At 35.3% G+C, this 5,873-nt stretch carries 6 protein-coding genes, 1 tRNA gene and 1 pseudogene; 2 read left to right on the top strand and 6 right to left on the bottom strand.

Going from position 1 to position 5,873, the window contains the following annotated elements; all coding sequences use genetic code 11:
• Window positions 1–183: 183 nt before the first annotated feature.
• Genes P618_RS07865 through P618_RS07860 form a run of 3 tightly spaced genes read right to left on the bottom strand, consistent with a single transcriptional unit; the run spans window position 184 to window position 774 of the window.
• Window positions 184–390, bottom strand: coding sequence for an IS1 transposase (locus tag P618_RS07865; RefSeq protein ID WP_024161148.1), 207 nt, complete (start codon window positions 388–390; stop codon window positions 184–186).
• Window positions 344–565, bottom strand: coding sequence for an IS1 transposase (locus tag P618_RS03245; protein WP_021827141.1), 222 nt, complete (start codon window positions 563–565; stop codon window positions 344–346). Before P618_RS03245 ends, P618_RS07865 begins: the two co-directional genes overlap by 47 nt.
• 32 nt (window positions 566–597) lie before the next feature.
• Window positions 598–774, bottom strand: a complete 177-nt coding sequence (locus P618_RS07860) for a hypothetical protein (RefSeq protein WP_156918981.1) — start codon at window positions 772–774, stop codon at window positions 598–600.
• A gap of 742 nt (window positions 775–1,516) precedes the next feature.
• Here P618_RS07860 and P618_RS03240 point away from each other — a divergent pair.
• A tRNA-Asp gene (locus P618_RS03240) sits at window positions 1,517–1,590 on the top strand.
• 15 nt (window positions 1,591–1,605) lie between these two features.
• Window positions 1,606–2,142: a biotin--[acetyl-CoA-carboxylase] ligase gene (locus P618_RS06710; RefSeq protein WP_024161146.1), complete on the top strand. Its 537-nt coding sequence runs from the start codon at window positions 1,606–1,608 to the stop codon at window positions 2,140–2,142.
• Between the two features lie 411 nt (window positions 2,143–2,553).
• Here P618_RS06710 and P618_RS03230 read toward each other — a convergent pair whose 3' ends face one another.
• The 3 genes and pseudogenes from P618_RS03230 to P618_RS09295 form a co-directional block, all read right to left on the bottom strand.
• Complete coding sequence (locus P618_RS03230; RefSeq protein WP_021827157.1) at window positions 2,554–3,111, bottom strand: hypothetical protein; 558 nt, start codon at window positions 3,109–3,111, stop codon at window positions 2,554–2,556.
• Window positions 3,112–5,049, bottom strand: a complete 1,938-nt coding sequence (locus P618_RS03225; protein WP_162147072.1) for a TolC family protein — start codon at window positions 5,047–5,049, stop codon at window positions 3,112–3,114. It abuts the gene before it with no gap.
• 214 nt (window positions 5,050–5,263) lie between these two features.
• Window positions 5,264–5,873, bottom strand: a pseudogene (locus P618_RS09295) (IS5/IS1182 family transposase); the annotation flags it as partial.

Below are 5,873 nucleotides of genomic sequence, written 5' to 3'. Positions count from 1 at the left end.
ATCAGTGAGTTAAGAACCAAATTAACCAGTTTGATAAATTTTACGAGGCTATTGCCACATTCTTTCAAATCCCATTTTCATACTAAATTACTATACAATTCAACTGTTTTTACTATAAGTGATCAAAATAAAAAATTTGAGAGTTTCCACCTAAAGATAGATAGCAGTATTTTTTGATAGTGATTAAAAATTTTTGGTGTCGTAGCACACCAAGGCTTGATTGATCCGTATACCATAGATTCCCTTCTTAGAAACTACTTTAGTACGTCTCGTCATGCGTCCTAGGTGATGTCTTGTATTACTATGATCTTGCTCTATGCATACAGTGCCTGATTTTCCAATACTATGGCGGTTTTTTGGTAGAGACTTTAGAAAAAGCATCCCAGTCATCAGTATAAAATGTGCAATTTTTCAGATGTTTGACTTTTTCGTAAAGTCGTGTGAATGTTGCAGCATCACGATTCCCTGTAACCCAGGCAACAATTCTCCGTGTGCTATGATCAACGGCTTTGCTTTGATAATCCAGAGCTTTTGACTTTTTTTTGGAAAAAATGCTACATTTCATCAAATTCCATTGCTTGAATGTGACCTGAACCCTCAGATTTTTGTATTTTTTTCATCTCTGCCACCACCCACTCTGTATATAATAAAAGGAGAATGTCCAAGAATTTTACCCATCATGTTAAAAAATGCCTTAGCTAAAGAGTATAAATTGACGCATAAGGCTTTTTTGACAGCCGTTTCTCTTTTTGCCCCTCTTGTCACTTTCAACAAAGGTATAACCTCATTCCTTACACTTATAGCTCTGAACCTTGCGTACTATACCGTTCCTTATGCAGTTTTCGGAAGTACAGTTCTTGCAATGCATTGCTGATAACCTTAATACGACAGTATTGTCGTATTTTGATATAAAACTACCTAAATGTCAAAACTCTCAAAAAAGATCATAATCAAGTCGTTGGACCTTCCTCTGTGGGGTACACCAAAATTTATGCACCGTGTGATGCCTATGGAAATTCGGTTACTTTTCACCTTACACAAAGTTAGGACTATGATTTGGAAAGAGGCTGATGCGTTGCTTTCGGATAAAAGCGTACGATACTGATGAAAGGGGCGGAGAACACTTAAAGAAAAGGGGCGTGATTCCACCTAAAAAGAACCGTTTGGAGCCTTCAAATATGATAAATATTCTTTATAAATCCCGTCACTTGATCGAGAATTTTTTTACTAAACTCAAAGCAGTACCGCGCCATTGCCACAGGACATGATAATACGTCTTCAAATTTTTTAGGCGTTATTCACTTGGCTTCAATTGTCGTTTGGCTTAATTTAGGATAAGCACTAGCAGTTATTGTGAACAATATGCTTTTTAGAAAATCTTTTTTTAATGCAAAAATCTCAACTTAATTTAATATATATTTAATATATTCATTATGATGGATAGGAGTTATTTTTATAATTTTTTTTTTTGAGACCTTGACAAAAAAAAAAAAATGAGATAATGAAAACAAGTTATGGGGATGTAGCTCAGTTGGTTAGAGCGCCGGCCTGTCACGCCGGAGGTCGCGGGTTCGAGTCCCGTCGTCCCCGCGTATTTTTTTCTATTTGATTTATTTTTTGTATCCTTCTGTAACTTCTACTCAAGATATAGCATTTTCTTATTATGTTCGTTTTGGAGTTCCTAAGACGCTTGTTGTTTTTAGGGCGTTTTCGCAAACTCAAGGATATGGAAGAAAGCATTCTGTCTGGAGCTCTCCTTTTGGTAACATTTTTCTTTCTATTTTATTTTCAATTCCTGCTCACTCATGTTACTCGAATACTCTCGTTTGGATGGCTGCACGATCTGTAGTTTTGCTATTACAAGAATACGGTATTGATGCTTACTTAAAATATCCAAATGATATTTTTGTTAAGAAAAAAAAAATTTCTGGAATTTTAGGTCATGTATTTCATACAGAAAGTCTTGTATGGGGATGCATTTTAGGAATAGGAATTAATGTGAACACCTCTCCTCACCTTCAAGGCGCCTATGACGCAACAAGTTTTAAGGAATGCTCGGGGGCAACTTGGGACTTAGAGCTCATTGTTCAAACACTTATTAAAACCCTAATCGATCAATTTAACATGCATTCTTTAAATTAAATATTTATTTTTTTAAACATTTCTCAATACAAAGCTTACAAGACAAAATTTCTAAAATTTTGAACAATCCCCCCCATCCCTAAACAAGCTCTTAAAAAAAATTCTCTACTTCAAATGCAAAGGAAATATAACATAAAAGCAAATTTTTATATGTAGTAAACTGAGCTAAATTCTTTGAATAAATGAAACTATATTATATAGTAAATTAAATTTTGATTTGTGAATACGTAAAGCATAGCACTTAATTAACCGAAGATAAAAGTTATTACTATAAGATTTTAGAACCTTCTTCTAGAAATAACGCTTATCTTCTTAAACTTTAACTTACGTTTCACTTATTTTGAATTTTCAATTCAGAAACTTTATTTCTTCAAAAACCTACGATAATTCCAAAACTGTATACTTTCACACCTATGCTATTTTTGAAAGCTCTTGAAGATAAACTTCCACGCACCGAACCACAAGCGTAGGTGCGTACTTTTCTAACCAATCGCGAACAACTCCTTTTCCGTGAACGTCAAACCACTGAACGATCAAAGCTTCCATTAGATTTTTTCCGTCCGTGCTTAAAAAATTTTTCATCTCTTGCTCTAAAACGGAACGTATATGAGGATTCAAAGCATCTTGAATAACTCCCGTCAAAAAAGATTCTAATGAAGTTCCCTGTTTTTCTTCCTTTTTTACTTCTGGCAAGTGGCTTTCCTCCTGTTTATCACGTCGAACGCTATGAATAAAAGAAAAAATGGCCTGAGCAGCTGAAGTGCTGCTTTTTTGATGATCTTGATTTTCTTGATTGCCTGCGTTTTCCTCCACGTTAGGTGCTCTGCCGTGCTGTATAGAGCAATCAGGATTATCTTCTTTAAGTGGACGATTCAAGTCAATCACAGGATAAACCAAACCTTTTATTGACTCCAGTATATCATCGATAGATTCACTTTCTGGAGAATCTTTCGTCATTTTTTCCTGCATTTAATTCTTCCTCTCTAATGGATCTTGATCAAACAAAGGTGTATCTTCTTCATTTGAGCCAATCCCTGTCCAATTACTTGCGTACTGTTCATAATACTGTTTAGGATCAAAAAGCGCAACGGGTAATTTCAAATATTTTGCTGTCATTCTTCCCAAATACACTCCCACTGCTGCGGAATTTTTGATCACTAAAAAACGTTGAGTAATCCAACTACGACACGCATTTATCCAATAATCTTGAATGCGTGTAAAATCTACAATAGGCAACACACCAGCATCGTATTCTTTTTGTGCGTTCATTAATGCTTGCGTATAAAAAAGCATAGCTCTAAAAGTTAAGCTTCGGTTGACTAAACTTGCTGAAAGCATATTCCATTGTTGCACACCTTCCCATAGAGCTGTGCGTTTGTTTTGCTCTAAGTCTAATCGCGCAAGCTTGACTTCTTGCTCTACGCTACGAAAATTTGCATGCGTTAATCCGCGGTCATAAATAGGCATAGTAAGCCCAATTCCGAACTGAATATTATTACTGTGGGTCACATCTTGGTTAGAGTAAATTCCTGGAATCGTCGTTTGAATTCGCTCATTCATTCCCCGACCAATGGAAGCCTCTAAATCAATTTTTGGTAAAAATCCAGATACCGCAACATTAACTTCATGTTTTTTCCCCAATAACGTCATACAACTTGCTTGAATAGCAGGATTGTTCTTAAGAATTAATTTTTTTAATGTTTTTACGTCTTTAGGTAAACATGTAAATTCAGCTGGCATTTCTAGGTCATTCAATAAAGCAACTAAAGATCCAATGATTGCTTGCAATTTTACCCGCGCACTGTCTCTAGATTTTCGTGCCTCAATAACTTTGACATCACCTTGCATCAAGGCTTGACCTGCTGCAAGACTTCGATCTCCAGGTTTTTCGATTCCAGTTGAAAAACCTACATTACTTGCTTTAAACAGCATATGTAACGTTGCAGCGTTAAGCTCTTCCATACGCAACAACTCATCAGCCAATAAATAATCCAGAAAAGCTTCCGTTACTTTCATAAAGACAGTTTGTTCGCTAACTATATAGCTCCAACAAGATGCAAAAAACTCTGCTTTAGCTTTTAAAATATTTGCAATAATTCCGCCGCCAGAAAACAACGTTTGTTTTGCTGAAAGTCTTGCCTGATTATCCCATGCGCGCTGCCTATTTTTTAAATTAACCACCGGCAATCCGTCAGAATCTCTGGACAAAGGATTGTTCCCTCTCTGTCCTTGAAAAGTTCCTGATTGGTTGTGTCCCAAATTAAGATAAATACCAGGGCGTATCGCAGAAAAAGCTTGAGAGAGCTTATTGACCGCAAGATTTATTCTTTTTCGCGCAGCTTCTAATTCTGGATTAAACGCGTATGCGGAACGAAGCGCATCCGTTAAATTTTTTATACGCTTTAATGCTGCGTCTTGTTTAGATTTTGTAGATTCAGATGATTTTTTGGAAACAATAAAATTTCGAGAAGAGCGTACATCCGGTAATAAGGCCAAAAACGCAGGATCCTCAAGCAAAGTACGCAACTCGTCTGGAAGATCTTTCCCGAACGAAGTCTCTAGCTCAATCTTCAAGCTTGGAGAGATCTTCCGCTTTCGAGCCAAAGCTAATAATTGAGCCCTTAGCCCACCATTCTTCATAGGCTCTTGAAAAACACCCGATAATTTTTCTCCTTGAATCCAGGGGAATTTTTGCTCTACTAACACATCTTTCATTTCTGGAGCAACGCCTGGCAAAACAGGATGTCCTGAAAAAAGTTTTTCTGAGGGTAAGCTTCCCTCATCTCCAGAAACAAAATTTCCCAATACATCTTGTTTTTCTAAGTCTTTCTTTCCATATAAGTGCTCACAAAACAAGAACCCGAACAAAAAAAATTTACTCCAAACATTTACATTAATAAATTTCACGTTTTTAAAAACCATCTCAGTCCGCTTACACCTTAACCTTTCATCACTGTATATAAAAATAAAGCTTTTGTCTATGGGGAAATAACATAGAAATCCCGTTAAATTTTATCTATAAGTTATTTATTATTGTTTGTAATAAAAATATAAATGTTCAGGACATAAACACGGAGATTCTAATCTCAAAACTTTATTAAACCTTTTTCGACCCCCCCCTTTATGTTAGCTTCAAATCATAAATTTCAGTGATCAGATTGAATCTTAGGCCAAATCTTTTTCGTCTGTTTCTCTATTTTTCAGATACGGTTTTTAATCATTTAAGCTTGCCGATAACATTTTCATTTGCAACTTTTTCACTCGCAAGTTCTTAATTTTTTTGCTTGTACTCTTTTATTAAAGGACTTTTCTTCGTCTTTTTTTTACAGCGCAAATTTTATTATGCAGTTTTTGTACCTCTTGATATCCAGTGTCAGTAATGACCTTTATATCAGAATTTATATTTGTTTGCGATTCTTTAAATACTCTAATATTACTTGTTTCGTATTTTTATCGACAACAAATTTAGTTTTTAAAATATGCTTTCTCTTTTTTTTCGAATAAATTTTTTTTATTTGTTAGTTCGATTTTTTTACGCTTCCTATTCTTTACCCTTTTTTTTGGCGTTCTATAGGCGTTTCCGTGGCATCTAATATAACATCACATTCCATATTGCTCTTAAATAATGCTTTTCGACCAGGAAAGCAAAATTTGAACGCTTGATAGAGCGTATCTTCAACCCACTTAATTCCTTTGTAGCATGAACTTTTGCTTATTCCATAACTTTGATT

It is taken from the genome of Holospora obtusa F1 (genome assembly GCF_000469665.2).
In the GTDB taxonomy this organism is placed as follows: Bacteria; Pseudomonadota; Alphaproteobacteria; order Holosporales; family Holosporaceae; genus Holospora; species Holospora obtusa.
The sequence above is the reverse complement of the archived record's forward strand: the minus strand, read 5'-3'. Positions and strand labels throughout refer to the sequence as shown.

What these genes read in the sequence shown, in the direction of transcription:
- P618_RS03245 (WP_021827141.1), bottom strand. Translation starts at nt 565, where the DNA reads ATGAAATGTAGCATTTTTTCCAAAAAAAAGTCAAAAGCTCTGGATTAT.
- P618_RS07865 (WP_024161148.1), bottom strand. Translation starts at nt 390, where the DNA reads ATGACTGGGATGCTTTTTCTAAAGTCTCTACCAAAAAACCGCCATAGT.
- P618_RS03230 (WP_021827157.1), bottom strand. Translation starts at nt 3,111, where the DNA reads ATGCAGGAAAAAATGACGAAAGATTCTCCAGAAAGTGAATCTATCGAT.